Origin of the sequence: Rhodococcus sp. R1101, from assembly GCF_000278445.1 — a bacterium.
GTDB lineage: Bacteria > Actinomycetota > Actinomycetes > Mycobacteriales > Mycobacteriaceae > Rhodococcus > Rhodococcus gordoniae.
Window position 1 is genome coordinate 1 of record NZ_AJVB01000446.1, and the last position, 3,233, is coordinate 3,233.

Annotated in this window: 4 protein-coding genes; all 4 read left to right on the forward strand. The window is 70.1% G+C overall.

Annotated elements, in window-relative coordinates; all coding sequences use genetic code 11:
* A partial coding sequence (locus R1101_RS27620; RefSeq protein ID WP_037224203.1) for a pyridoxal-phosphate dependent enzyme occupies nucleotides 1–346 on the forward strand: 346 nt, incomplete at its 5' end.
* Nucleotides 343–1,146 (forward strand): tryptophan synthase subunit alpha, encoded by an 804-nt coding sequence (trpA, locus tag R1101_RS0119560; protein WP_016935009.1) that lies wholly within the window; start codon nucleotides 343–345, stop codon nucleotides 1,144–1,146. The genes R1101_RS27620 and trpA, both read left to right, overlap by 4 nt.
* Nucleotides 1,143–2,153: a prolipoprotein diacylglyceryl transferase gene (gene lgt, locus R1101_RS0119565; protein WP_016935010.1), complete on the forward strand. Its 1,011-nt coding sequence runs from the start codon at nucleotides 1,143–1,145 to the stop codon at nucleotides 2,151–2,153. Before trpA ends, lgt begins: the two co-directional genes overlap by 4 nt.
* Entirely contained in the window at nucleotides 2,150–3,061 is a 912-nt protein-coding gene (locus tag R1101_RS0119570; RefSeq protein ID WP_016935011.1) for a TM2 domain-containing protein, read from the forward strand. Before lgt ends, R1101_RS0119570 begins: the two co-directional genes overlap by 4 nt.
* Nucleotides 3,062–3,233 lie beyond the last annotated feature (172 nt).

Here is a 3,233-nt window from a genome sequence, read left to right on the forward strand (position 1 = left end):
CGAATCGTATTCGATCTCCGCGGGGCTCGACTATCCCGGCGTCGGCCCCGAGCACGCCTGGCTCGCCGACACCGGCCGGGCCGAGTACCGCGCCGTCACCGACAGCGAGGCCATGGACGCCTTCGCGTTGCTGTGCCGCACCGAGGGCATCATCCCCGCTATCGAGTCGGCCCACGCCGTTGCCGGTGCCGTGAAGCTCGGCCCCGAACTCGGCAAGGGCGCCATCGTCCTCGTCAACCTGTCCGGTCGCGGAGACAAGGACGTCGACACCGCCGCCAAGTGGTTCGGTTACCTGCCGACCGACGAGTCCGCCGACAAGACCGGCCCCGAAGGAGCAGCCCAGTGAGCGCCCCGCACGAACGCCTGACCGAGATCTTCGCGACCTGCCGCGCCGAGAACCGCGCCGCGCTGGTCGGCTACCTCCCGGTCGGCTATCCGACCGTCGAGCGTTCCGTCGAGGCGATGAAGGTCCTCGTCGAGGGTGGCTGCGACCTCGTCGAGGTCGGCATCCCGTACAGCGACCCCGTCATGGACGGCACCACCATCCAGAACGCTGCGTTCGAGGCGATCGCCAACGGCGTCCGGGTCCGCGACGTCTTCCCGGCCGTCGAGGCGATCACCGCCGCCGGTGGCGCCGCGGTCGTGATGACCTACTGGAATCTCGTGAGCAAGTACGGCGTCGAGAACTTCGCGCGCGACCTCGCGGCGGCGGGCGGACTCGGCATCATCACGCCGGATCTCGTGCCGGACGAGGCCGAGGAGTGGATCGCCGCCGCCGACAAGTACGGGCTCGGCCGGATCTTCCTGGTCGCACCGTCGTCGACCAACGAACGCCTCGCGATCACCCTCGACAAGTGCCGTGGCTTCGTCTACGCCACGTCGACGATGGGTGTCACCGGCGCTCGCGACAGTGTCGACAACCGCGCGCCGGAGATCGTCGCCCGGGTGCGCACGCACTCCGACATCCCGGTCGGCGTCGGCCTCGGTGTGCGCAACGGTGCACAGGCCGCGGAGATCGCGGGTTACGCCGACGGCGTGATCGTCGGTTCGGCGCTGGTCTCCGCAGTCGCGGAGGGACACGACGCGCTGCTCGCCCTCACACAGGATCTCGCGAAGGGCGTTCGCTCCGCTAACGTGCACTCGTGACATCCACTGCGTCTGTTCTGGCATATCTGCCGAGTCCGCCGCAGGGCGTCTGGTACCTCGGGCCCTTCGCCCTCCGTGCCTATGCCCTGTGCATCATCGTCGGGATCGTCGTAGCGATCTGGTGGGGCGACCGCCGCTGGGTCGCACGCGGCGGGCAGGCGGGCACCGTCCTCGACATCGCCGTGTGGGCGGTGCCCTTCGGCCTGATCGGCGGGCGGCTCTATCACGTCGCCACCGATTGGCAGAAGTACTTCGGAGCCGGAGCGGACCCGGTCGACGCCCTGAAGATCTGGGAGGGCGGCCTCGGTATCTGGGGCGCCGTCGCGTTCGGTGCGCTGGGTGCGTGGATCGGGTGCCGCCGACGCGGGATCCCGCTGCCCGCCTTCGGGGACGCGCTCGCCCCGGCGATCCTGCTGGCGCAGGCCATCGGGCGCCTCGGCAACTGGTTCAACCAGGAACTCTACGGCCGCGAGACCACGGTCCCGTGGGGACTCGAGATCTACGAGCGGCGCAACGACGCGGGACAGGTCGCTCCGGGGCTGGTCGACGGTGTGTCCACGGGTGAGGTGGCCTTCGTCGTGCACCCGACCTTCCTCTACGAACTGCTGTGGAACCTCGCCGTGGTGCTGTTGCTGGTGCTCGTCGACCGGAAGTTCACGATCGGCCACGGACGACTGTTCGCCCTCTACGTGGCCGGGTACTGCGCGGGCCGGTTCTGGATCGAACTCATGCGCACGGACGCGGCCACCGAGATCGCAGGCATCCGGATCAACACGTTCACCTCGGGCATCGTGTTCGTGCTCGCGGTCGTGTACTTCGTCCTCGCGCGCAAGGGTCGCGAGGAGCCTTCGAGACTGAATCCGGGGGCGGCAGCGAACGCGGCCGACCCGGCGGTCGAGGACGAGACGGCCGGGACCGCGCCTGCCGCCGGCACCGCCGGCCCCTCGCCTGCCGCCGGTAGAGTCGACGAGGCGACGTCCGGAGACAACAAGGGGGATCACTCGTGACCACACAGGACCCGGGAGCTGCGGGAGCACCCGATTCGGAGCCTGCCAAGCCGGACCTGACGAAGCGGACCGGGTCCGGATCCGGCGCGGACGCCCCGGATCGGTCGGAGAGCGACCAGACGCCGCCGCCCGATCTCGGGCGCGCCTTCGACTACGACGCCACCGCGCAGGCCTCGTTGTCGGCGCAGCCGCCCACCCTCGACTCCCTCGGTGGTGCCACCGGCACTCCGGGGCCCGGATGGGACACCTATTCCGGTGTCGGCAACGGACCGGGTTGGGGCAACACCCCGAGCTACCCGCCGCCGGCCGAGCACCAGTCCGACTATCCGCCCCCGGGCGACTATCCCTACGGCGAGCATCCGGGCCGGACCGCGTCCGGGGCCGGGCCGGTCTACGGGACACCCGATCCGCACTTTCCGATCGGGTCCCCGCAGCACGACCCTTCGCAGGGCGGCTACACCGGTCCGCAGGGATCGCACCAGGCGCAGGGATACGGCCCGCCGCAGGGTGGGTACACCGGCCCGCAGGGATCGCACCAGGCGCAGAGCTACGGCCCGCAGGGTGGACAGGGATACGGCCCGCCGCCCGGTTACGGGGTGATGCCCGCCTACGGCTACCCCGACCCGTCGAACCCGTACGGACGCGACGCCGCAGCGCCCTTCGGCCGCGATCCTTACACCGGTGAGCCCTATTCCGACAAGAGCAAGGTCACCGCGGGCGTGCTCGAGATCCTGCTCGGTGCCTTCGGTGCCGGACGCTTCTATCTCGACCAGCCGGGCGTGGCGGTCGCCCAGATCGCCGTCACCTGGCTCACCTGTGGTATCGGTGGCATCTGGCCGTTGATCGACGGCATCCTGATGCTCACCGGCAAGGTCCGCGACAAGAACGGACGTCAACTTCGTCCGTGATGCCCCGGCATCGCCCGTCTCACGGGCACCCCGGCGACACGCGCCGGGGTGCTGAGATGGAGGGTCCGAGCGTCGAAGGCTAGGCTCGAACCGTGACCCGACGCACCAAGATCGTTTGCACTATGGGGGCCGGCCACCGCCGACCCCGATGTCCTGCGGAATCTCGTCGACG